This window comes from Acetobacterium fimetarium, assembly GCF_014284475.1.
Classification (GTDB): domain Bacteria; phylum Bacillota; class Clostridia; order Eubacteriales; family Eubacteriaceae; genus Acetobacterium; species Acetobacterium fimetarium.
Genome location: NZ_WJBC01000013.1, coordinates 13,912 through 37,509, shown reverse-complemented (window position 1 = coordinate 37,509; position 23,598 = coordinate 13,912). Strand labels below are relative to the sequence as shown.

At 43.2% G+C, this 23,598-nt stretch carries 19 protein-coding genes and 1 tRNA gene; all 20 read right to left on the bottom strand.

The genetic code is table 11. From position 1 onward, the window contains the following. Positions 1-12: 12 nt before the first annotated feature. Positions 13-1,128, bottom strand: coding sequence for a hypothetical protein (locus tag GH808_RS09780; protein WP_186842658.1), 1,116 nt, complete (start codon positions 1,126-1,128; stop codon positions 13-15). A gap of 142 nt (positions 1,129-1,270) precedes the next feature. After that, positions 1,271-1,347: transfer RNA gene (locus GH808_RS09775), tRNA-Pro, on the bottom strand. Between the two features lie 162 nt (positions 1,348-1,509). Continuing rightward, the gene (gene aspS / locus GH808_RS09770; RefSeq protein ID WP_186842600.1) at positions 1,510-3,279 is read right to left on the bottom strand and encodes an aspartate--tRNA ligase; all 1,770 of its coding nucleotides are present in this window, start codon (positions 3,277-3,279) and stop codon (positions 1,510-1,512) included. Between the two features lie 231 nt (positions 3,280-3,510). Further along, the gene (hemZ, locus tag GH808_RS09765; RefSeq protein WP_186842599.1) at positions 3,511-4,977 is read right to left on the bottom strand and encodes a coproporphyrinogen dehydrogenase HemZ; all 1,467 of its coding nucleotides are present in this window, start codon (positions 4,975-4,977) and stop codon (positions 3,511-3,513) included. Between the two features lie 4 nt (positions 4,978-4,981). Next, a complete protein-coding gene (locus tag GH808_RS09760; protein ID WP_186842598.1) occupies positions 4,982-5,611 on the bottom strand; it encodes an MBL fold metallo-hydrolase in 630 nt (209 codons plus the stop codon). A 9-nt stretch (positions 5,612-5,620) separates the two neighbouring features. Further along, positions 5,621-6,073 (bottom strand): D-aminoacyl-tRNA deacylase, encoded by a 453-nt coding sequence (gene dtd / locus GH808_RS09755; protein WP_186842597.1) that lies wholly within the window; start codon positions 6,071-6,073, stop codon positions 5,621-5,623. A 9-nt stretch (positions 6,074-6,082) separates the two neighbouring features. After that, entirely contained in the window at positions 6,083-8,254 is a 2,172-nt protein-coding gene (locus GH808_RS09750) for a RelA/SpoT family protein (RefSeq protein ID WP_186842596.1), read from the bottom strand. A gap of 34 nt (positions 8,255-8,288) precedes the next feature. Then, a complete protein-coding gene (locus GH808_RS09745) occupies positions 8,289-8,807 on the bottom strand; it encodes an adenine phosphoribosyltransferase (RefSeq protein ID WP_186842595.1) in 519 nt (172 codons plus the stop codon). Between the two features lie 9 nt (positions 8,808-8,816). Beyond that, a complete protein-coding gene (gene recJ / locus GH808_RS09740) occupies positions 8,817-10,937 on the bottom strand; it encodes a single-stranded-DNA-specific exonuclease RecJ (RefSeq protein ID WP_186842594.1) in 2,121 nt (706 codons plus the stop codon). A gap of 101 nt (positions 10,938-11,038) precedes the next feature. After that, a complete protein-coding gene (gene secF, locus GH808_RS09735; protein ID WP_186842593.1) occupies positions 11,039-11,941 on the bottom strand; it encodes a protein translocase subunit SecF in 903 nt (300 codons plus the stop codon). A gap of 14 nt (positions 11,942-11,955) precedes the next feature. Next, entirely contained in the window at positions 11,956-13,218 is a 1,263-nt protein-coding gene (gene secD / locus GH808_RS09730) for a protein translocase subunit SecD (protein ID WP_186842592.1), read from the bottom strand. Between the two features lie 163 nt (positions 13,219-13,381). Next, a complete protein-coding gene (gene queG, locus GH808_RS09725) occupies positions 13,382-14,323 on the bottom strand; it encodes a tRNA epoxyqueuosine(34) reductase QueG (protein ID WP_186842591.1) in 942 nt (313 codons plus the stop codon). Between the two features lie 104 nt (positions 14,324-14,427). Then, a complete protein-coding gene (gene yihA / locus GH808_RS09720; protein ID WP_186842590.1) occupies positions 14,428-15,012 on the bottom strand; it encodes a ribosome biogenesis GTP-binding protein YihA/YsxC in 585 nt (194 codons plus the stop codon). 27 nt (positions 15,013-15,039) lie between these two features. Further along, positions 15,040-17,433: an endopeptidase La gene (gene lon, locus GH808_RS09715; RefSeq protein ID WP_243166178.1), complete on the bottom strand. Its 2,394-nt coding sequence runs from the start codon at positions 17,431-17,433 to the stop codon at positions 15,040-15,042. A 233-nt stretch (positions 17,434-17,666) separates the two neighbouring features. Further along, a complete protein-coding gene (clpX, locus tag GH808_RS09710; protein ID WP_186842589.1) occupies positions 17,667-18,938 on the bottom strand; it encodes an ATP-dependent Clp protease ATP-binding subunit ClpX in 1,272 nt (423 codons plus the stop codon). Between the two features lie 11 nt (positions 18,939-18,949). Beyond that, the gene (gene clpP, locus GH808_RS09705) at positions 18,950-19,567 is read right to left on the bottom strand and encodes an ATP-dependent Clp endopeptidase proteolytic subunit ClpP (RefSeq protein WP_186842588.1); all 618 of its coding nucleotides are present in this window, start codon (positions 19,565-19,567) and stop codon (positions 18,950-18,952) included. 28 nt (positions 19,568-19,595) lie between these two features. Further along, positions 19,596-20,900: a trigger factor gene (gene tig, locus GH808_RS09700; RefSeq protein ID WP_207722300.1), complete on the bottom strand. Its 1,305-nt coding sequence runs from the start codon at positions 20,898-20,900 to the stop codon at positions 19,596-19,598. A gap of 217 nt (positions 20,901-21,117) precedes the next feature. Then, positions 21,118-21,822, bottom strand: coding sequence for an ABC transporter ATP-binding protein (locus tag GH808_RS09695; protein WP_186842586.1), 705 nt, complete (start codon positions 21,820-21,822; stop codon positions 21,118-21,120). A 10-nt stretch (positions 21,823-21,832) separates the two neighbouring features. After that, positions 21,833-22,591 (bottom strand): ABC transporter ATP-binding protein, encoded by a 759-nt coding sequence (locus GH808_RS09690; RefSeq protein WP_186842585.1) that lies wholly within the window; start codon positions 22,589-22,591, stop codon positions 21,833-21,835. Beyond that, a complete protein-coding gene (locus GH808_RS09685; protein ID WP_186842584.1) occupies positions 22,588-23,595 on the bottom strand; it encodes a branched-chain amino acid ABC transporter permease in 1,008 nt (335 codons plus the stop codon). The genes GH808_RS09690 and GH808_RS09685 overlap by 4 nt, the downstream gene beginning before the upstream one ends. Between the last annotated feature and the right edge of the window lie 3 nt (positions 23,596-23,598).

Sequence of the window (23,598 nt, the reverse complement as noted above, 5' to 3'; positions counted from 1 at the left end):
GCTTTCACTTCCTTATGGATGAATACTGATACGCATTCCACTATTCAAGTTGGGATTATCCGCCGTTTTCAATATGGCATCGCCATTACTGTATTTTTCAACGGCAACCGGTAAAGATTCATTGAAATAGCCCTTGGTAACAATATTTATTTTTGTATCGCCAGCCTCTTCAAATACAGCACTCTTCGGGATCTTAAAAGCATTGTAATCCTGGATGTAGATTTCGGTATCGCCAATAACCGCATCAGAAAAATCATTGACATAATCTTTAACCATCAACACGATCATCTTTTGATTGCCTTCTGTTATACTATCAACAAAATAACCGCTATATACCTTTTTATTATACTCAAACCGAAGTTCCGGATAATAATAAAGCTGATCGATACGTTTAATTAAAAAATCGTAATATTCCTGATTAATGCCATTATCCGAAATCCCCATCATTTCCGCTTTAAGGGAAAGCACTTCATCCTCCCCCATAATACTCTTATTTTTGGGAATTGTAAAGGCCACATAAACATGATCATTATTAACCACTTTAAACAGACTCTCCGATTCCTGATCGATTTTACTGACAGAATCCAAAAAAGCGGTATTGATATAAGGCAACATGTTTTCATCAAGGGTTTTTTCAACTGGTTTTATCGATGTATAGACATATCCGCTTGAAAGCATGCCCAGATCACTGAGGGTTATACTTCTTGCCTGCCCGCCAAGTAAATCAACATACTTCTGACGTTTTGCCTGCAAGGCATTCAAATCGAGCCCCATATATTGGACCGACTCAACCAGGAATTTTTTACGTTCCCGTTCTGTTTCACCGATCTGACTTGTGATACTGGTCATTCCCTGATAATTTGTGACAATATCTCCGACAATTCTGCCCCAGTTATTATAATACGCTTCTGATATGATTGTATCAATCACTTTGATCTGTTCATTCAAGTAATCAACGTTCACTGCCTTCGGCGTATTGGTCAGCACCTTGTATCCGTTTGCCTTCTCGCCTTCAACAAGCGAAAGATCGCTGGCGGTAAAACTATCAAGGATCCGATAATCGATATCCTTGAAAAAATACATTTCTGTTTTATATGACTCAGTATACTCTTCTTTCTCAAGAAGCATGCTCATACTGCTCCGATAACTTGCCACAACAATTATCGCTACAATAAAAAAAAAACGATGCCAACAGTTGTTTTCTTCAATGAATTGACTCGTCTATTACTTTTCCTCTTTATTTGTCCCATATTATCACCTTATAATAAAATGGTCTGAGTGAGAGGATTTGAACCTCCGGCCTCTTGACCCCCAGTCAAGCGCGCTACCAAGCTGCGCTACACCCAGACAGTAAATACATTATAATGATTAACGACCTATTAATCAAGTTATTTTTCATTATTATTCATTTAAATCAGTAAAATTTATTTTGAATTAAGGGTATCCGGGTTTTCAGCGCCCAGATACCCACTTGATTCCAGTTATTTTTTGCTTACATTACATTCTTAATTAAATCTCATCAATACTGATGCCAAGATCAATCAGCTGATCCAGTTCAGTTTCTGCCGGCGCATCCATCATCAGACAACCGTGATTCTGAGTTTTCGGGAAGGCAATAACGTCACGGATATTATCACTGTCAGTCAGAAGCATGACCAGTCGATCCAAGCCAAAAGCCAGGCCGCCGTGTGGCGGTGTTCCATACTTGAGCGCTTCCAGTAGGAAGCCAAATTGTCTCCATGCGGATTCTTCGGTAAAGCCTAACGCTTTAAAGACTTGGCTTTGTACATCCTGATTATGAATACGGATGCTTCCGCCACCAAGTTCCACGCCATTTATGACCATGTCATAGGCATCTGCCCGAACCTTCAACAGATCTGTTTCCAGATACTGCAGATCTTCCGCTAAAGGCATGGTAAACGGATGATGTTTGGCGGTATATCGGCCAGCTTCAGCATCGTACTCCAACAGTGGGAAATCGGTAACCCAGAGAAAATTGTACTGATCTTTTAAATCATATTCCAGTTTTCTTGCCAGTTCCAGCCTTAACTGTCCCAAAGCATTCCAGACGATTTCGTTGGTATCCGCAATGATGAAAACCAAGTCACCCGGTTCGGCATTGGTTCTTTTAAAAATCTCCTGTTTTTCTGCTTCGGAAATAAATTTCAGAATTGGCGATTTCATTTCTCCTTCTGAAACATCGATCCAGGCAAGGCCTTTTGCTTTATATATTTTGGCAAAATTCTCAAGTCCTTTGATTGCTTTTTTGCTCAACTTTTCCTGAGCTCCCTTGGCATTGATCGCACGGACACTGCCGCCCTTTTTGATGGCTCCTGAAAAGACTTTGAATTCAGAATCTTTAACGATATCGGACAAATCGGTGAGTTTCAAACCAAAACGCGTATCCGGTTTATCAGAGCCATATTGATCCATGGCTTCCTGATATGTCATGCGGATCATCGGCAGCTGAACATCGATTCCTTTTACTTCTTTCATTATTTTTGCAATCATGCCCTCACTGATGGCAATGATATCATCCTTATCGACAAAGGACATTTCCATATCAATCTGGGTGAATTCCGGCTGACGATCCTGTCTTAAATCTTCATCACGGAAGCATTTTGCCAGCTGATAATAACGGTCAACTCCGGAAATCATCAGAATTTGTTTATACAATTGTGGTGACTGTGGCAGCCCGAAGAATTTTCCTTTCTGCACCCGTGACGGTACCAGGAAGTCTCTGGCGCCTTCCGGCGTCGGTTTTGCCAGCATCGGCGTTTCAATTTCACAGAAGCCGCAGTCATTCAAGTAATTTCTGGCGATCGCTGCCGTTTTGGCGCGCGTCATCAGCATTTTCTGAAACTTCGGTTTCCGCAGATCCAGATAACGGTATTTCAAACGGACCGCTTCATTGGTCTGGTCATTGTCTTCAATATAAATGGGTGGTGTTTCAGCTGTATCAAGAATTTTGAGCTCCTGAATTTCCACTTCAATCTCACCGGTAGGAAGATTAGGATTGACGTTCTGCTCACTTCTTAAGACGACTTTACCCTTGACGTTTAAGACATATTCATTTCGAACCTTTTCAGCTGTTTCAAAGGCTTCCGGTTTTTCTTCATTGACCACAAGTTGAATCTTGCCGGAGCGGTCTCTTAAATCGATGAACAGAACCCCGCCAAGATTTCGGCGGTTATCTACCCAGCCTGACAGTTCGACAATTTTCCCAATATCTTCCGCTTTTAATTCGCCACACATGGCGTTTCTATAAAAAGTCTTCATTCTACCTCCGCTATATATACATTTAATTTATCATCTTAACCTTTATATTATACTGATGTAACTGCCGAGTTGTCAAGTAGGATTCCCACAGAACAACACCTGAAAACGAATTTAAAACAGCCGCTAATAAAAAAGGATTGCCCTCAATCAGATTGCCGGCATCACGGTAAACGGATAAGTCCTGTTGAAACTTGCAGCATTCAATGAAAATGGCACCTTGATCGTTCGTTATCACGCTCTGTTTTTTAAAAGCGCATACGCCGTTAACTTTTTCTCAATAAGCTCCTCAAAACGCTCGTTGTAGGTTTTGACGTCTTTCACCGTAAATACTTTCTGAATGGAGTCATTGGCAGGATCGTAGATGTTTCCGGTTGAGCCGGCGCCGATTCCGATGGTGGTCTGGCGCTCTGCCATCATCATGATATTGTAGATGCCTTCATGTCCGGGTTTGGCATAACCGATATTCTCACTGTTTCCCCTGGTGTATTTCAATCGGTACAGATAGTAGGGATCATAGCTTTGATCGTGCAGGCGCTTTTTGACCGCCTGATAGAATGCTTCACCATATCCCAGTTCAACTGAAATTCCTCTTTGATTCTTGATTTCGGAGCCGCTTTTAATCGAAAGATTGTGAATGGTGATGTTTTCCGGTTCAAGCGCGATGACTTTTTCCAGTGTGTAAAAAAAGTCATCCGGCCCCTCATCACCCAAACCGATGATAAGATCCATATTCATGGTTTTAAAGCCGATGGATTTGATCAGACCAGCCAGTTCTTCCGTCAAGCCATTCTCCCAGGGTCTTGCGACCGCTTTCAGGGTTCGGGCGTTCATCGACTGGGGATTCAGACAGATTCGTGAAACGCCGTGTTTTTTTGCGACTTCCAGTTTTTCCCGCGTAATCGTGTCGGGTCGTCCGGCTTCCAGCGTATACTCTCGGAGCTGCGAAAGATCAAAGGCATTCGCCAGGGTTTTCATCAAAGCCGCCAGCTGCTCGGCGCTTAAAACAGTCGGTGTGCCGCCGCCGATATAGAGGGTGTCGACCGCAATTTCCATCGTCTTAAACAACTGGCCCACACGCTTCGCCTCTGTCAGCAGGTTGTTGAAATACGTGTCCAGATTGATTCTTTTTTTATCGACGATGGTTGAAACAAAAGAACAGTATGCGCATTTTGAAGGACATAGCGGAATGCCCACATAAATACTGACCCGTCTCTTTTTATCCTTGTCAATTTCCGGTATGATAAAGGATCTTTGTTTCTCAGCCAGCTCAATCAGCAACCGGGTCCGATCACTGCTGACACGGTAATCGTCTTCGAATTTCCTTTCAATAGCCTCAACGCTCAAGCCGGCATCTGCCAGCTTCTGAACCATTTTTACCGGCTTTATGCCGGTTAAAGTACCCCATTGCAGACTTCTGCCAAAGTATTCACATAAAAGATCATAAAGAAACCCCTTGTAAACACTGTTTTCAAGGGATTCCTCAACCGTATCAAATTGAAATCTGCGCTCTAATGCTTTCTTCCCCGACCAGGCCAAGGACAAAATAACGGCATCGCCTTCTGTTTTCTGTGAAAGAACGCCATCCGCCTCACCTGCTAAAATATTCTTCACGCCGGGATCAAAGGCCTGATATAATTCATGGAAATAGTATTCCAGAGCTGGCCGCTCTAAATCAAAACGAAGCACTCTTGTTTCCATTCGCCTACACACGTCCTTTGAAGAAGGGATTACACGCTTTTTCATAGCCAATGGTGGTGTTTTCACCATGGCCAGGCAGTACTTTGATGGCGTCATCCAAAACAAACAACTTTGATTGAATGCCATTCAGAAGTTCCCCCAGATCACCGTCAGCAAAATCAGTTCGCCCGATCGAAGCGTGAAACAGCGTGTCGCCGGCAAAGAGGGTATCCCCCACTAAAAAACACACGCCGCCTTTTGAATGCCCGGGAGTGTGAAAAACCTGAACCGTCAGGTCACCGATTTTAACATCTTCCCCTTCAGATAAATAGCCGTCGGCCGCCGTCAAATCAAAAGGCATCCCGACCAATGTTGAGAGGTTTCGGCCCGCATTCGTTAAACAGTCTGCATCATTCCGATGAATCAGCACCTTGGCCCCGGTTAAGTCTCTGATCTGACTCACTCCGCCAAGATGGTCAAAATGACCATGGGTTAATAAAATGTATTTCACCTTAAGTTTTTTTTGATTGATAATATCGACGATCCGCTGATCTCTGAATCCCGGATCGATCACTGCTGCTTCCCCGGATTTTTCATCCCATAACACATAGCAGTTTGTCCCCATTTGACCAAGGGATTTTTTTATAACTTCCATAATTTCTCCCTAAAATTGTTTTTCGCTGTCCAGCAACAAGGTTACCGGACCATCGTTGATGATCGACACTTCCATTTCCGCCTGAAAAACACCGGTTTCCACTTTTTTGATCGGCTGCTGTTTCAGTTTTTCTACAAATAATTCATATTTCTTCTGCGCTTCCGCTACCGGTCCGCTGCGCGTAAATCCCGGTCGTCGGCCTTTTCTGCAGTCGCCGTAGAGCGTGAATTGTGAAACCAGCAGCAGTTCACCCTTTATGTCCAGAATCGAAAGATTCATTTTTCCTTCGGGATCGTCAAATATTCGCAAATTGACCAGTTTCCCGATAATATAGTCCATGTCTGCTTCCGTATCATCCGCCTTGATGCCTAAAAGAACATTCATCCCATAGCCAATTTTTCCGATCGTTTTCTGATCGATCTTTACTTCAGATGATGATACTCTTTGTATTACTGCCCGCATTGTTTCTCCTTAAACTCGGTGTATTTGAACAATTTCCTTGATTTTATTCAGATTCTTGATCAGTAAATTAAGCTCCCGGCGGCTCTTCACCTCGAGCGTTGCTGAAAAATAGTCATATTCGTTCTTTTCTGTCTTGACGTTCAGTGCCGTAACCGGAATTTTCATTTCATTGAACATCTTCGAAATTTTGATGATTGTCTCCGGTGATTCTTTGGCTTTGATATGAATCTCTGCCGTAAAAGAACCGGAGCTGAATTTATTCCATTCGACTTCAACAATCCGGTTGGGATCACTCAAATTCAGAACATTTGAACAATCCGCCCGGTGAACGGAGATGCCCCTTCCCTTTGTGATGTAGCCAACGATTTTATCGCCAGGCACAGGATTACAGCATTTTGCAAAGTGGACATCAATCTCATTGTATCCGGAAACAATGACCGTGCTGCTGGTATTTTTTGACTCTTTCTGCGGTTTTCTTAAGACAAGTTCTGCCGTTTCTTCGGTGAACTCCCGGGGAAACAGCAGACGCATCTTCTGCAGTACCGTTCCGGTTTTAATCCCGTTGTATCCAATCGCCGCATAAAAATCATTGAGGGTTTTATAGCTGCACTTTTCGGAAAGAATTTCAAGATTGGCGAGATTTAACAGGTTGGAATGCTGCAGCCCTTCCCGTTTAATCTCGCGTTCGAGGATCAAACGTCCTTTCTGGATGTTCTCTTCCTTCTCTTCTTTTTTGAAATACTGCTTGATTTTATTTCTCGCATGCGGACTTCTAACAAAGCTCAGCCAATCCCGACTGGGACCATTTGAGTTTTTCGATGTCATGACTTCCACTATATCACCGCTTTTTAACGGACTGTTCAGCGGCACAATTTTATTGTTGACTCTGGCCCCGACACAGTTGTTGCCGATATCGCTGTGAATGCGATAGGCAAAATCCAACGGACACGAGCCGGCCGGCAATGGAACCACTGCTCCCTTGGGCGAAAAGACATAGACTTCCTCATTGAGCAGATCCACTTTGATCGTTTCAACCAGTTCTCCGGCATCTTCAGAATCTCTCTGAAGTTCAAGCATCTGCCGCAGCCAGGACATTTGCACTTCATATTTATTGTCTTTCGAATCCATGCGCCCTTCTTTATATTTCCAGTGGGCAGCGATCCCGTATTCTGCCGTTTCGTGCATCTCTCTGGTCCGAATCTGTATTTCAAAAGGTTCCCCTTTGGGCCCCATAACGGTGGTATGGATCGACTGATAAAGATTCGGTTTGGGCATCGCAATATAGTCTTTAAACCGTCCTGGTATCGGTGTCCATTGGGAATGGACAACCCCCAAAACGCCGTAGCAGTCCTTCAATGAATCCACAATCACGCGAACTGCAATCAGATCATATATTTCATCAAAACTTCGGTGCTGATTTTTCATTTTTCGATAAATACTGTAAAAATGCTTTGAGCGGCCATAGATTTCCGCATTGGTTCCTACTTTTTCGATTTCCCGCGACAGGATCTTGATGACATCAGCAATATAGGCTTCTCTGGCACTTTTTTTGATTTTGATTTTATGAACCAAATCATAGTAGCCTTCTGGATCCAGGTATTTCAACGCTAAATCTTCAAGTTCCCACTTGATCGTAGAAATTCCCAGACGATTGGCCAGCGGAGCATAAATATCCAGCGTTTCTTTAGCTTTCTCGATTTGCTTGGACTCGCGCATATATTCCAGAGTCCGCATGTTATGCAGTCTGTCGACTAATTTTATCAAAATCACGCGAATGTCTTTTGACATTGCCAATACCATTTTACGCAGATTTTCAGCTTGACTTTCTTCTTTTGACTGAAAGCCGATTCTGCCGATCTTGGTGACGCCTTCAACTAAATCAGCGATATTTTCATTGAACGTCTCTTTGATATAATCATAAGAATAGATCGTGTCTTCGATCACATCGTGTAAAATGGCAGCTACAATGGTTTCCGTATCCATCTGCATTTCTGCCAGAATATAAGCAACAGAAACAGGATGGATGATATAATCCTCACCAGACAGACGTTTCTGATCTTTGTGAGCTTCCCTTGCAAGTTCATATGCCCTGTAAATCATTTCGGTATCGGCATCTGGATTGTTTGCTTTTAATAAGTTTATTACATTGTCGATTTTGCCTCTTACTGCATCATTTTCCATAATGTATCTGCCTTTTTTCTATTTTGAGTATATTTTAATAAGGATAGGTCACGATTGAATGAATAAAATAGTTTTTCAGTAACTCACGACCGCCTAATTCTGTCAATTCGATCAGCGTGATAATACCGGCAATCTCACCACCCAGCTTTTCAACCAGCTTGGCGGTTGCCATCATTGTGCCGCCGGTTGCAAGCAGATCGTCAACGATAATCACCCGATCGCCAGGTTTGATTGCCTTCTCCTGAATCTCAACGACGTTTGAACCATATTCCAAATCATAAGCCATGGAAGAAACTTCACCCGGTAATTTCCCGGGTTTCCTGACCGGTACTAAACCGGCACCGATTAAATAAGCCAGCGGGGTACCAAAAATGTAGCCTCTTGCTTCCGGAATCGCCACCAGATCTGCATCCAATGCCTTGGCAACCTGTGACATTTCATCAATTACATGTTTAAAAGCTTTCGGATTTAAAATTAAACTGTTGATATCTTTAAAGCTGATCCCATCTTTGGGAAAACCTTCATAAACGTGAATTTCTTCTTTCAGATCCATTTCTTCTCCTTACTTATCACTTGTTATTTTTTCTAATTTTATCATTAGTTTCGTATTTTGAATATCCTTTTTTTTGTTGGCCGGTATTATTTTAGAAAAAACGCGGTCATTCTTTATGCCATAAGCGAGCAGTCCGGCTTCTCTTAATATCTCACAGGACATTAAGAGATGATATGGCGAGACATTTGGGCTGATTGCACTCCCGCTTGCAATCGGCACGCCACCATCCTGATTCTTTTTTAAAACAGCGTAAACAGTCCGAATCATCACGACACTTAATTCCAGTGCTCCGGCTGAGTTCTCATTCATTAACGCGGCGACACTTTGTTGCGGGTTTTCTTCCATCACGATGGTCTTGACCAGTTTTTTGGCCGAGTCGACTTGCCAGATGGGATTAAACTTGATGTCCTTTATCTGCAGCTGCAGGGTTTTGTTGCCGCGAAATTCATTCATGTCCAATCGGCATACGAACATGATGCCATGGTAATCTTCAGCTGCCATTTTCGCTTGCTCTGCAAATTGGCCGGTATAAAAACCGCCCAGTCCAAACCCGACGCCTCTTAAACCACTTTTTAAGCTCAGGCGCAAATGGTTGTTTTCTCTGCCCATGGTTCCGATGGATGTTGCCGTGAGATTTTTCATCATAAACAGAATGCCGGGATTTCCCAGGCCACAGGGTTCAAAGCGCGCCAGTTCATGATACGCGTCCCAACTGACTTCCGCTTCATTTATTTGTGCGTCATAATACACTTTTCGAGTCAGATGCTGCCGGATGTCAACCGCTCTTCCATAGTCGCTGATTTTCGCTTTCATCAAATCGATATTTTCTTTTTTGATGCTGAAACCGGCCGCCTGTTCATGTCCGCCATAACTGATAAAAAGTTCCTCACATGACTGCAGCGTTTCAAAAATATTAAAGCCATCGACACTCCGACAAGATGCTTTTCCGATCCCGTCCGCGACACTGATGACTATCACCGGTTTATAATGTCGCTCCTGAATCCGGCTTGCGACAATGCCGATGACGCCGGGATGCCAGTTTTCTCCCACCACAACGAGGATATCGTCCCGAAAAATTTCCTGTGATTCCACCGTGCTCAGTGCTTCTTCAAGTATTTCGGTTTCCAGTTCCTGCCGTTTACGATTCTCATCACTGAGAAACGCTGCCAGCGTCATGATTCTGTTTGCGTCTGAATCAGTCAGGAGTTCCACAATCCTGTCTGCTTCGCCTAAACGTCCAGCAGCATTGATTTTCGGACCCAGTACAAAACCAAAATGCCATGCTTTTAAATCCTTTAATTCACTGACTTCCATCAATGCCCTGATGCCTGGGTTTTGGGGACAGCTGTTCAGATAATTAAGCCCCAGCGCAACCAGGCAGCGGTTTTCATCCTGAAGCGGAACAAGGTCCGCCACTGTTGCCAGTGCCACACACTCGATGCTATCCTGGAGGTCAATGTTCACCTTGAGTTTTTCAGCCAACGCCTGGACAAGCTTTAGCGCCACACCCGCCCCGCACAGTTCTTTGAATGGATAGGCTGAACCGGTTACCTTGGGATTGATAATTCCGTAGGCTTCAGGCAAAATGCCATGACATTCATGATGGTCTGTGACAATGACATCGCAATTCCGATTATTGCAGTATTGCACCTGTTCATTTGCCGAGATCCCGTTGTCCACAGTAATCAACAACGTCACGCCAGCGTCGATTATCTCCTGAAGCGGATCGATGTGCAGTCCGTAGCCAGTAATCAGGCGGTTGGGAATAAAATAGGTTACATCAAACCCCTGGTCTTTCATGAATTTCAGCAAGATCGAAGTCCCGATCGTGCCGTCAGCGTCATAATCGCCATAGATGCATATTTTTTCGGTGTTTTCTTTGGCCTGAATAATTCTTGCGACAGCTTTTTCCATGTCCTCGAACAGGAACGGATTATGCAGATGCTGCAGACTCGGTTCCAGAAATCGGCGGCCGTCTTCCAAACAAGAACACCCGCGATTGATAAGAAGCTCCGCCGCCAGCTGACTCAGGCCAAAATCATCGATCAAGTCTTGTTTCAACTGCCTGGTGTTTTCCTCATTAATACTTTTTTTTCTTTCGCGTTTTATCCATTTTGTCTTAATTGTCATCGTTTCACCTTTATTATCTTTCTCCAGCCTGACATGCGAACCTGTAAATAAAAACAAAGCGCCAGAGATTTAACCCTGACGCTTAAGCAGACTCGCTTAAATTAAGCTTTTTTGGTGGTTGGTTTCATTTTTCTTTTATGGAGCTGCACACTGATGACATACCACAGTGCGCCGGCATTGAAAATAGAAGAATATGTTCCAATGACGACACCAACCATTAAGGGTAGCGCAAAATCCTGAATAGCAGGCACACCGAAGAAATACAGTGCTGCAATCGCCAGGAATGTCGAAATGGAGGTATTGATGCTGCGTCGCATTGTTTGCGTAACGCTGGCATCGAGCAACTCGCCATAGGCATACTTGCCAAACTTCGGACGATTTTCCCGGACCCGGTCAAAGACCACCACGGTATCCATAATGGAGTACCCCAATACCGTCAGAATTGCCGCAATAAATGGTGAATTGACCTGAATCTGGAAAAGTGAATAGACACCGACAACCACAATGACATCATGAATTAATGCCAGAATGGCGGTGATCCCCGAAACAAACTCAAACCGGAATGTGATGTACAAAAGCATCAAGCCCACCGCAACAATAACAGCCAGAATGGCATTGTTTGTGGCTTCGGCTCCAATCGACGGATTTACTGTATCAATGGAAAGAAGATCCGTGGTCTCTAGGTTGTATTTTTCCTGAAATGCCGTGAATATCGCCTGCCGGTCCTCTGTTGAAAAATTCTCTTTCGAGGTAATCACAACCTGCGTTTGTTCATCACCGGCATAGGTTACATCAGCACTGGGATCATACTTGTCAATAATTGCCCGGGCATCGGCATTTTCGAACGTCGTATGCAGCTCAATATTGACAATGGTTCCACCAACAAAGTCGATCCCAAAATTCAGTCCCTGAATCAGAAGAGAGCCTAAACTGATTGTCATTAACACCAGAGAGATACCAAACCATATTTTTACATTTTCTGCGACTTTTAAATCTTTTTTCATAATGGTCCCCCTCCCTATAGTCCGTAAAAGGCATTATTATTAATTAAGCCTGTTTTTACCAAAATTTTAATGAGATGTTTTGTAATGACAATCGCCGTAAACATACTCACCAAAGTACCCAGGATCAGGGTGACTGCAAAGCCCTGAACACTTCCGCTGCCCATGAAAAAGAGCACGAAACCAGCGATCAGCACCGTTGCATTGGAATCAATAATGGTACTCATTGCTCTTTTGAAGCCATTGTCGATAGCTGTCAGCAACGATTTCCCCAGCCGCGATTCATCTTTGATTCGTTCAAAAATAAGGACGTTGGCATCCACCGCCATCCCGACCGTCAGAATCAACCCCGCGATTCCCGGAAGTGTTAATGTAACATTCAGAGAAGTCATAATCAACAGCAACAGTACAATATAAATAGTCAATGCCAAATCTGCCAAAAATCCAAATCCCCTGTAAGCCAGAAGCATAAAAGCAAACACGGCAATAACTCCGACGATGCATGCAAAATATGTATCCGTCAAAGAATCCTGACCTAAAGTCGGTCCAATTGTCCGCACTTCGACCGGTTCAAGCGTCACCGGCAGCGCGCCGCCGCGAATTAACGATGCCAGATTACCGGCTTCATCAAGACTCGCCTGACCTTCAATGACTGCTTCGCCATTGGTGATTGCGACATTGACTGTCGGTTGGGAAATAATTTGATCATCCAGCTTGATATAGATCACCTGGCCCAGATACTTTTGTGTGGCATCTGCAAAAAGTTTGGTTCCTTCTTCACTGAATTTAAGTGTTACCACAGGCTTTTCGACGCCGCTGCTGTCTGTCTGCATGACGCCCTTGGAATCTACAACATCATTTCCGGTCAGGATAACGGTGTCATCCGGACCCACGAATTCAAGCTGAGCCGTTTTACCGATCAGGCTCAGGGCTTCTTCCTGATCCGTGACCGATGGAATCGAAACACGGATGCGGTTGTCGCCCTGTTTGGTGATGGTGGGCTCCGAAACCCCGATTGAATCGATTCTTTCACGGATTGTCGATATCGTCGAATCAATTTCATCAGACGTAACTGCCTGACCATCGGTACCTGTCGCTTCCAAAACAACATTGACACCTCCGGTCAGATCCAAACCATACTTGATTGTGTTTTCAACCTTACCGATATCATACATACCAACTGAAACTCCAACAAACAGTACATATGCCGCTGAAAAAATCAGTAATATAACTATTATCAATTCGGCAATACTTTTTTTATTAACTTTCTTTTTATCCATTCGCTCTCCTTCTCCGTTTTTTCACAAAAACGCATTGTTTGTGAATCGAATTGTATATTTTTACTCAACAACAGACTTTATTGAGATTGTTCGGGGTAGTAATATTCTTTTGCCAGCTCAAAGTTCTCTAACCTGCTTATTATAGCATTAATTCAGAGAATAATCATTTCTTTTTATCGTTTTTTTCAATCAGCAGCGCATTGCGCAGGAGCGTCTTTTTACCTCGCCAGCCGGCAGCCGTTTTGCCATATTTTTCTTTGAATTCTCTGTTTGTCATTGCGAACAGCGCGGCAATTTCAGGATAAACCAAATCGCCGCTGGTCAAAAAACGGGTCTGGCTCGTCTTTTTCAAATTTTTATTGTACGGACAGACTTTCTGGCACAAATCACAGCCGTACAGATATTTTTCAACTCTTTTTTCTTCCTCGTTTGAAAGGTCCTTTTTTTGGGTTAAAAATGAAACGCATTTTGAAGGATCAAGGGTGTAACCATCGCCCAGAGCCCCATTGGGACATGCATCCAGACACCGGCGACACGCGCCGCATCGCTCCGGAATTTTTTCTGCCGGACTGAATTCTATTTCATCAGCCAGTAAAATTTGTCCAATAAAAAAGTATGATCCCAAATCACGATTGATCAGAAGGTTGTTTTTGCCGAAAAAGCCCAATCCCGCCCGATATGCCGAGCCCCGGTCGACCAAAGGACTATTGTCGACAAAAGCTTTATAACTGATCGGCTTCATTCCTCGCTGCATTAGATCGTCATTGATTTTCGCCATCAGCTCATCCATCAGGCTTTTCAGAACCGCGTGATAGTCTTCGCCCCAGGCGACAGAAGCTAACGCACCTCTTTCTTTTTGATCATTGCTTGTTTTTATCTCCTGATAGTAACCGATGCCAATGGCAATTCCTGATTTTGCATCCGGAAAAGAGCGGTGATAGTCAATTCGCTCATTCGGATGCCCGCCTTCAAACCCCGTTATCAAACCGGCTTGATAACGCTCGATCAGATGCGGCAGGCACTCTTCCAATGGCTCAACAGAAAAAAAGCCGATCAGGTCGATTCCGATTTCGCTGGCAAATTTCCTGATTTCAATATCCTTCATATTCCCCCATCTACCTCAAACCTGTAAATAATTTGAAAAGAGCAACCCGCTGGGATGCTCTTAATTTGTGTGCGTCATGGTGAAAAGACTTTAAATCCGGCTTTTTATTTCAAGACCGATTCGATTCGTTGCCAGACTTCATCTTTCCCCAATTTCGTTTCCGCTGAAAAAAGGATCACTTCCCGGGGACTCTTTAAACTCAAAGCCTTTGCAATTTGATTTGTGGATTTTTTTTGATTGGTTCTTGATATTTTATCTGCCTTCGTCCCGATGATGACGGGGTTCAAGTTATAATACGTCAGCCATTCATACATGAGTACATCATCTTCTGATGGTTCATGTCGGGAATCAATCAGCTGAAAGATCATTGCCGCATTTTCTCGTTGTCTTAAATATTTTTCAATCATCTTTCCCCATTTTTCACGTTCAGTTTTGGATGCTTTCGCATAGCCGTACCCCGGCATATCAACAAAACGGAAAAGATCGTTGATCTGATAAAAATTCATTGTTTGTGTTTTTCCTGGCTGTGAGCTTGTTCGCGCCAGATTACGGCGTTCAATCAGCGTATTGACAAATGAGGATTTCCCCACATTTGATCGTCCAAGAAGAACAATTTCCGGAAGATTATCACCCGGATACTGCGCTTCTGCAACAGCACTGATGATAATTTCCGCTTTATTAACTTTCATAGTATCTCCATTTCTAACGCGCGTGGTCTATTTGCTCTGCCTTAATTGATTAAAAACGATCTCGATGACCTCGCTCATGTTTGAAACGAACTGGATATGGAGCGCGTCCAGTACCACTTGGGGAATATCTTCAAGATCCTTCTGATTATCATTCGGCAAAATGATTTCCTTAATCCCCGCCCGATGAGCCGCCGTCAATTTCTCCCGCAGGCCGCCAATCGGCAACACGCGGCCTCGCAGTGTAATTTCGCCTGTCATCGCCAGATTTTGCGGAACCGGTTGATCCGTTAATGCGGATACGAGGGCCGTTGTAATCGAGATTCCCGCTGAAGGTCCGTCTTTGGGAACAGCTCCTTCCGGAACATGCACATGAATGTCTTTTTTTGAGTAAAAATCTGAATGAACCCCAAGCGCATCAGCCCGAGAACGGATGTAACTGATCCCGGCTTTGATTGACTCTTTCATGATATCGCCGAGCTGGCCGGTAATTTCAATTTTTCCCGTTCCGTCCACAACAATCACTTCAATCTGAAGGGTATCGCCGCCAACAGATGTCCAGGCCAAACCATTTACGACGCCAATCTCCGTCTTATCGCCAACCATTTCAAACGAATACTGATTTTTGCCTAAAAACTTATCCAGATTTTTTTGCGTGACACTGATGCTTTTGCGTTTCTTTTCAACTATTTCTTTTGCCGCAACTCGGCAGACCTGGGCAATCTTTCGTTCCAGTTCACGTACGCCGGATTCCCGGGTATGGTATTCAATGATATTCTTGATCACACCTTCACTAAATTTGCAGGTTGATTTTTTGAGCCCGTGAATTTCCAATTGTTTTGGGATAAGATAGCGTTGCGCAATTTCGACTTTTTCACTTTCGACATAGCCATTTACATCGATGACTTCCATCCGATCCAGTAAGGGACGGGGAATGCTTGCCAGTGAATTGGCGGTTGTCAAGAAAAGAACTTGTGATAGATCAAAAGGCAGTTCCAGATAATGATCCGTAAACGTATTGTTTTGCTCCGGATCCAGGACTTCAAGCAGGGCGGAGGCCGGATCGCCATTAAAATCCTGTCCCAGCTTGTCTATTTCATCTAACAGAAAAAGGGGATTTCTCGTTCCGCATTTCTTCATGTTATAGAGGATTCTCCCCGGTATGGCTCCGATATACGTTCGACGATGGCCCCGGATCTCCGCTTCATCTCTCATCCCGCCTAACGACATGCGTACATATTTGCGGTTTAGCGCCCGGGCAATGGACTTGGCAATGGATGTTTTTCCAACGCCCGGCGGTCCAACCAGACAAAGGATCGGTGATTTCAAGTTTTTCGCCAGCTGCAGTACTGAAATATATTCCAGAATTCGTTCTTTGACATGTTGCAGACCGAAGTGATCCTCATCGAGTATTTTTCTGGCAATGGCTACATCCACGGTTTCTTCGGTGATTGTATTCCATGGCAAATCCAATATCCATTCAATATAAGTCTGGATCAAACCAGCCTCCGACGAACCCTGTGGCACCTTGTTCAAACGGTTGATTTCACCGAGAACTTTATTACGCACCTCTTCTTCGACGTCGAGAGCATCTAAACGTTCTCTGTAAATATCCAGTTCATTTTGAACATCGCCTTCACCAAGCTCAGTCTGAATGACTTTTATCTGTTCGCGCAGATAGTATTCCCGCTGATGCTTGTACATTTCACTGCGCACCTTCTCATCGATGTTATGTTCGATTTTGATCGTTTCCACTTCTTCAACAAGAATTTCATAGGTGAGCACCAGTCGTTTATTCACATCTGTTTCCTGAATCAGTCGCTGACTGTCTTCCAGGTCCAAAAACAGATTTGCCCCGATGATATCGATCAGCTGATCTGGATCATCCAACGCCTTCATGGCCAGAATCAGATCGGTAGCCACCTTTCTGGTCACATTCATGTAGTTTTCAAATGTTTCTCGAATCATGTGAATCAGCGTGCGGTTTTCTTTTGTATCATAGAAGACGGATCGGACTGGTTTTGTTGTAACCAAAAAGTACGGATCGGTACTGTCAAATTCAACAATTTCCCGTCGTTCCTGAACTTCAACTAAAACACGGACAAGATTGTCCGGCATTTTCAGCAATTGTTTTACTTTCACTTTGCAGCCGATATTATAAAAATCAGCTGTTGTGATGTTCTCTTTAATCACTTCTTTCTGCGTGACTAAAAAAGCCATTTGATCTTTTTCCATTGCTGCTTCCAGTGCTTTAACGGATTTCTCACGGCCAACATCAAAATGAACAACCATTCCCGGGAAAACACTCAGCCCGCGTAATGGTATTAAGGGTAAGGTTTCTTTCTCCTGAACAAACAATTCCGGTTCAGTCATTCCTACTTGTCCGTTTACTTCTTCTGCAATTTCTTTTTCTTCAATACTCAACTTAATCAACTCCTTACCTTTTTCGTTACTAGCATATACCTCTTCAAAATAAAATACAGGAAACACGCTTTACGCGTTTACTGATGGTTTCCGGTAGTCCGCCAATTATAGCGCAAGTACTCATTTGCCTGATTGAATAAAAAATAAAAGGCCGCTCAAAAAACTTCAAGTACACGGTAACTGGATACCAACAAGTAATTGGGCTTTTTAAACGGCCTTTTAAGCGTTATGCTTTAAGATACTACATCATTGTTTTCATCTTGACATTCATTTTTCTGCCCTAAAATCATAATTGGTTCTACTTGGTTTTCAACAACATCCTTTGTTATAATTACCTTTTGAATATTTTCATTGGAGGGCACTTCAAACATGATGTCAAGCATGATATTTTCGATAATTCCGCGAAGGCCACGGGCACCGGTTTTATTATCCAGGGCTTTTTTTGCGATGGCAACTAAAGCATCCTTTTGAAATTCAAGCTCGACGCCTTCGATTTTAAACATCTTAATATACTGTTTTACCAGCGCATTACGCGGTTCTGTCAGGATCTGAATCAACGCCTCTTCATCTAAATGTTCCAGGGAAGCAATGACCGGAATTCTTCCGATAAATTCAGGAATAAGGCCATATTTCAATAAATCCTGTGGCTGAACCGTGTTTGTTTTTTCATCAACGAGTTTTTCTTGGCCATTGCGAATGTCGGCGCCAAAACCCATCGAACTTTTAACTGTTCTCTGCTCGATTACTTTGTCGATCCCATCAAATGCACCACCGCAAATAAATAGAATATTGTTGGTGTCAATCTGGATGAAATCCTGATGCGGGTGTTTACGTCCCCCCTGGGGTGGAACATTCGCTACTGTTCCTTCCAGAATTTTTAGCAACGCCTGCTGAACGCCTTCGCCACTCACATCACGCGTGATGGATGGATTATCGCCCTTTCGGGCAATTTTATCAATTTCATCAATATAAATAATCCCTTTTTCTGCCTTTGCCACATCAAAGTTAGCAGCCTGAAGGAGTTTTAGCAGGATATTCTCGACATCTTCGCCAACGTATCCCGCTTCGGTCAGAGAGGTTGCATCTGCAATCGCGAAAGGAACGTTCAAAACACGCGCCAGCGTCTGCGCCAAAAGCGTTTTGCCTGATCCGGTTGGGCCGATCAATAAAATATTGCTTTTCTGCAGTTCCACTTCCGGATCGCTCTCTTCCAGCGATGTGATACGTTTATAATGATTATACACGGCAACGGATAATGCCCGTTTCGCGCGATTCTGGGCGATAACATACTCGCCCAGTTTTTTCTTGATTTCTTTCGGTTTGGGAACATCTTCAAATACTATTTCATCGGGTAAATTGTCGACATCCATGATTTCTTCACAGAGTTCGATACATTCATTGCAAATGTATACGCCTGGACCGGCAACCATTCGCTTGACCTGGGACTGGCTTTTACCACAAAAGGAACATCGAGCATTGTCTATACTATCTTCATTTCTCGCCATTTTTAAGCCTCCTATCTTGAAACAAGTATCTCATCAATCAATCCATAGGCCTTAGCTTCCTCAGGGTCCATAAAATTATCACGATCCGTATCCTTAGCAATGGTCTCCAACGGTTGTCCCGTTTTTTCACTCAGAATTGCATTCAGTTTTTCTCTCGTTTTGATCAGACGTTTTGCATATATTTCCACATCCGTACTTTGACCTTGAGCGCCGCCCAGCGGTTGATGAATCATTATTTCACTGTTCGGCAGGGAAAAACGTTTCCCCTTTTCCCCTGCCGTCAACAGGAACGCACCCATTGACGCCGCCATGCCGACGCAAATCGTCGATACATCGCATTTGATATAGTTCATCGTATCGTAGATGGCAAAACCGGCAGTTACTGATCCGCCCGGAGAGTTTATATATATCCGGATATCTTTTTCAGCATTGTCTGCTTCCAAAAAAAGAAGTTGTCCAACGACCAGTGATGAAAGGTTCTCATTGATTTCGCCATTCAAAAAAATGATTCGCTCTTTAAGTAATCTTGAAAATAAATCATAGGATCTTTCCCCACGACCTGTCTGTTCAACAACCATTGGCACAAGACTATTTAAAATCAATGATTGTGTTGTTTTACTCTTTAGCATTAACGCGCTTTCCTGCTTTCTAATTTTTTTACTCTGCACTTTTGACAGTTGCAGCATTTAGCAACATTTCAATTGTTTTACGTCGAATGATGTTTGATTTTATGTATTCTAGCATTCTTTCCTTAAGGTCCTTTTTATATTCTTCAAATTCATAGCCATAGGCATCAGCGAATACTTTTATTTCTTCATCCATTTCTTCGTCAGTCGCATCAATCGCTTCGGTTTCACCAATTTTTGACAGTACCAACTCAATCCGGATATTTCGTTCAGCATCTCCTTTGAGATTGTTTCTGAAATCTTCGCGATTTACATTGGTGTATTTAAAATAATCGTCAAGCGAAAGGCCCTGTTGCTTCATTTGATTTTCGAAGGTTTCGATGTTGTGATCCACTTCTTCTTCAATCATCAGATATGGAATATCAATTTCTGCATTGTCAACCGCAAAATTCACGACTGCCATTTCTGCTGTTTTCTTGAGCTCATCTGCTTTTGCTTCTTTTAAACGACCTTCTATATCAGCTTTCAGTTCCTCTAATGTATCAAATTCACTGGTATCTTTGGCAAATTCATCATCCAAAACGGGCAGTTCTTTTTCTTTGATTCCTTTTACCAGAACTTTGAATGCCACAGCTTTTCCTTTAAGATTTTCGGCATGGTAATCTTCCGGGAAAGTAACATTAACCGTTGTTTCTTCACCCATCTTCGCGCCAATCAGTTGTTCTTCGAACCCGGGAATAAACGTACTACTTCCGATGATCAAATCATAATCGGTGTCTTTGCCGCCGGCAAAAGGTTCATCATCCAAAAAGCCTTCGTAATCGATGGTTACTGTGGCGCCGTCTTTAACGTCACCGCTTTCCAAAGTAATTAAACGCGCGTTCTGATCCTGTATTTTTGCTAATTCGTCTGCCAGTTCTTCTTCAGTGACGGTTGCTTCCATGGAGGCAATTTCTGCGCCTTTGTATTCGCCTAATGAAATTTCTGGTTTAACAGCGACCTTAACGATAAAAAATGCGCTCTCTTCGCCGATATTTTCAATATTTTCGATACTTTCAAGATCAGGTCTTGTGACTGGTTTGATCTCCGTTTCTTTCAGCGCACTTTCGTATGCTGGTCCAAACGCGAAATCAATGGCTTCTTCCAAAAATATACTTTTTCCGTAATGTGCTTCGATCACACTTTTCGGTGCCTTTCCTTTTCTGAAACCGGGAACTGAAAAACGTTTTTTGTTTTTATCATATGCTTTTTTTGTAGCCTTTGCGTAATCCTCAGGGTTAATTTCAATTTTTAAGGTTGCAATATTTTTTTCAATACTTTCTACTGTAGAACTCATGTTATCCTCCGTGTCTTTCACTATAAATTATATTCACATTCAATTTTAACAGTATATCATAGGTATATTTTCATATCAAGAACGAAAATACCCGTGTATGAGAAATCTTTTGGGCTTAAATACAAGCATTCGCTTGAATCATTGCCGTTGTGCAAATAAAAGACTGTCCCGACAGAGACAGTCTCAATTTGCTTACGAATTATTCACAATTTTGGAATCAACCACCCAGGTAGGCCTGCTGTACCTCCGGATTCACCAGTAAATCACTGGCATTTCCTGATAGTTTTATATATCCAGTTTCCAGAACATAGGCACGATTGGCGATGTGTAGGGCTTTGTTGGCGTTTTGTTCAACCAGCAGCACAGTTGTTCCGGCCTCATTAATGGTTTGGATCATGTCAAATATCTCATCAACCAGAATTGGCGCCAGACCCATGGACGGCTCATCCAGTAAAATCAGTTTTGGTCTGGTCATCAATGCTCTGCCCATGGCCAGCATTTGCTGTTCGCCGCCGCTAAGTGTTCCGGCAATCTGTTTGATTCTTTCTTTAAGGCGAGGAAAGCTCAGAAATACTTTTTCAATATCTTCCTGAATTTGCACTTTGTCTTTTCTTATATACGCGCCCATCTGCAGGTTTTCCAAGACGGTCATTTCTGCAAAGATGCGTCGTCCCTCCGGAACATGGGCGATACCCAATGCGGGAATTTGATGCGGACGAATTTTATTGAGATTTTCACCCTCAAATGTGATCATCCCTTCGCTCGGTTTCAGTATGCCGGAAACGGTCTGTAAAATCGTTGTTTTTCCAGCCCCATTCGCACCAATCAGAGTAACAATTTCCCCTTGATTAACTTCAAAACTAATGCCTTTGATCGCATGTATCTTTCCGTAATGCACATTTAAATCTTTTACTTTAAGCATCTGCAGCCTCCTAATTTCCCAGATAAGCCCGAATAACTTCAGGGTTTTTCAAAATTTCATCCGGAGTGCCTTCTGCAATCGTCTTGCCGTAATCCACAACAAGAATACGTTCACAAATTCCCATTACCAGCTTCATATCATGTTCGATCAGCAAAACGGTAATGTCAAACTTATTTCGAATAAAATGAATCGTCTCCATTAATTCCACTGTTTCAGCAGGATTCATACCAGCTGCCGGCTCATCGAGCATCAGTACCTTGGGCTCTGATGCCAGCGCCCGGGCTATTTCCAGTTTTCGTTGCTGTCCATAAGGCAAGTTTTTGGCAAGTGTATCAGCATACTCGCCCATGTCAAAAATGTCCAAAAGTTTTTCGCACTCTTCATGCGCTTTCTTTTCTTCGGTCCAGAACTTTTTCGTTCTGAACATTCCCTGGATCATATTGTAATTGATAAAATTGTGATAGGCAATTTTGACATTCTCAAGGGCGGTCAAGTCCTTAAATAGACGGATATTCTGAAATGTTCTGCTAGCCCCCAGTTTGACAATGTCATGCGGTGTTTTCTTTAATATGCTTTCATTATTCAAAACGATATCGCCGCTGGTCGGTACATATACACCGGTAAGCATATTAAATATGGTTGTCTTTCCAGCCCCGTTGGGACCGATCAAACCAACCAGTTCATTGGAATCAAGTTCAAGATTAAACTGGTCAACGGCTGTCAGTCCGCCGAACTGCATCGTAATATTTTTTGCAGACAATACGGTCATTGTGCTTCACCTCCGCCAATCGAATTTTTCATATCCTTGCGGAGCATGAGCGAGTCGATGAATTTTGTCAGCGAGAATTCAGATCGTCCCAACATCCCCTGCGGACGGAAAATCATCATGACGACAAGCGCCAATGAGTACACCAGCAAACGATATTCCGCAAATCCACGCAGCATTTCCGGCAGCACGGTTAAGATGATCGCAGCAATAATCGAACCGGTCAGACTTCCCAGTCCGCCCAGGACAACAATAACAAACATTTCGATCGAGAACATGAAAGTAAACTTGCTCGGTTCCACAAATGCCTGATAATGTGCATACAAGGCGCCTCCCATGCCAGCAAAGAATGATGATACGGTAAATGCCAGCACTTTGTATTTTGTCGTTGGAATACCGGCTGCCTCAGAGGCAATCTCATCTTCTCTGATCGAGATAATCGCTCTTCCCTGTTTGGAACGGCCAAAGGTGAAGATCAGAATAATGATGACGATTGTGATCCAATAGACATTATTGAACGTAACCAGTTTCGTGATTCCTTTAAGTCCGGCTGCGCCACCGGTGGGCGCAAAATTGATGAAAAAGATCCGGATGATCTCAGAAAAACCAATGGTCACAATTCCAAGGTAATCGCCGCGAAGTCGAAGTGTTGGTGTTCCAATCAGGAATCCCACCAGCCCGGTAACTATTCCACCAACAATCATTGCCAGTATTAGAACAACAATATTGGGCAATGCAATGCCAGTATCCATCAGGGCAATTGAAAAGTAGGCCGACGAATAAGCGCCAATCGCCATAAAGCCAGCATGACCAAGGGCCATTTCCCCTAAAAATCCGGCGACAATATTTAAACTCATTGCCATGATGATCATAATGCAGGTCAGAATTGCAATTCCTATAAAATACTTATTCATGACCTTTGTTTGTATTAATATGAAAAAAACAAGATACAACGAGACAACTGAGATGGTGTTTATGATATAAGCTTTACGTTTATTTTTATCCATTCT

Excerpts from the sequence above, each read along its gene's own strand:
- GH808_RS09780 (WP_186842658.1), bottom strand. The coding sequence starts at position 1,128 with ATGCTTCTTGAGAAAGAAGAGTATACTGAGTCATATAAAACAGAAATG.
- aspS (WP_186842600.1), bottom strand. The coding sequence starts at position 3,279 with ATGAAGACTTTTTATAGAAACGCCATGTGTGGCGAATTAAAAGCGGAA.
- hemZ (WP_186842599.1), bottom strand. The coding sequence starts at position 4,977 with ATGGAAACAAGAGTGCTTCGTTTTGATTTAGAGCGGCCAGCTCTGGAA.
- GH808_RS09760 (WP_186842598.1), bottom strand. The coding sequence starts at position 5,611 with ATGGAAGTTATAAAAAAATCCCTTGGTCAAATGGGGACAAACTGCTAT.
- dtd (WP_186842597.1), bottom strand. The coding sequence starts at position 6,073 with ATGCGGGCAGTAATACAAAGAGTATCATCATCTGAAGTAAAGATCGAT.
- GH808_RS09750 (WP_186842596.1), bottom strand. The coding sequence starts at position 8,254 with ATGGAAAATGATGCAGTAAGAGGCAAAATCGACAATGTAATAAACTTA.
- GH808_RS09745 (WP_186842595.1), bottom strand. The coding sequence starts at position 8,807 with ATGGATCTGAAAGAAGAAATTCACGTTTATGAAGGTTTTCCCAAAGAT.
- recJ (WP_186842594.1), bottom strand. The coding sequence starts at position 10,937 with ATGACAATTAAGACAAAATGGATAAAACGCGAAAGAAAAAAAAGTATT.
- secF (WP_186842593.1), bottom strand. The coding sequence starts at position 11,941 with ATGAAAAAAGATTTAAAAGTCGCAGAAAATGTAAAAATATGGTTTGGT.
- secD (WP_186842592.1), bottom strand. The coding sequence starts at position 13,218 with ATGGATAAAAAGAAAGTTAATAAAAAAAGTATTGCCGAATTGATAATA.
- queG (WP_186842591.1), bottom strand. The coding sequence starts at position 14,323 with ATGAAGGATATTGAAATCAGGAAATTTGCCAGCGAAATCGGAATCGAC.
- yihA (WP_186842590.1), bottom strand. The coding sequence starts at position 15,012 with ATGAAAGTTAATAAAGCGGAAATTATCATCAGTGCTGTTGCAGAAGCG.
- clpX (WP_186842589.1), bottom strand. The coding sequence starts at position 18,938 with ATGGCGAGAAATGAAGATAGTATAGACAATGCTCGATGTTCCTTTTGT.
- clpP (WP_186842588.1), bottom strand. The coding sequence starts at position 19,567 with ATGCTAAAGAGTAAAACAACACAATCATTGATTTTAAATAGTCTTGTG.
- tig (WP_207722300.1), bottom strand. The coding sequence starts at position 20,900 with ATGAGTTCTACAGTAGAAAGTATTGAAAAAAATATTGCAACCTTAAAA.
- GH808_RS09695 (WP_186842586.1), bottom strand. The coding sequence starts at position 21,822 with ATGCTTAAAGTAAAAGATTTAAATGTGCATTACGGAAAGATACATGCG.
- GH808_RS09690 (WP_186842585.1), bottom strand. The coding sequence starts at position 22,591 with ATGACCGTATTGTCTGCAAAAAATATTACGATGCAGTTCGGCGGACTG.
- GH808_RS09685 (WP_186842584.1), bottom strand. The coding sequence starts at position 23,595 with ATGGATAAAAATAAACGTAAAGCTTATATCATAAACACCATCTCAGTT.